The 285-nt window shown below is 38.2% G+C and carries 1 pseudogene; it reads left to right on the forward strand.

The features are described 5' to 3' along the window. Nucleotides 1-242, forward strand: a pseudogene (locus HMPREF2619_RS04210) (replication protein RepR); the annotation flags it as partial. Nucleotides 243-285 lie beyond the last annotated feature (43 nt).

The raw sequence follows: 285 nt of genomic DNA on the forward strand, positions 1-285 counted from the left end.
CAGAACAAAAGATCTTCTTCACAGTCAAACACGGCCGTGGAGGAGGCATCAGATTAGCCTCTATCAAAGCAATCTTGCTTTCCCTTATCAAGGTGAAGAAAGAACGTCAGGAGGCTTATATGGCCAATATTGCTGCTTTCTTTGAAGAAAGTATAGAGTTCACTCAGAGAGTGATAGAAAGGGTTAAAGATGGCTTTAAACAAACACAACAACTATCTCTATTTGAGCTTGATATTGGATAATTTTAAAAACCCGCAGACTGCCTTACATTTATATCTACGATTA

This window comes from Streptococcus sp. HMSC074B11 (assembly GCF_001808705.1).
GTDB lineage: Bacteria > Bacillota > Bacilli > Lactobacillales > Streptococcaceae > Streptococcus.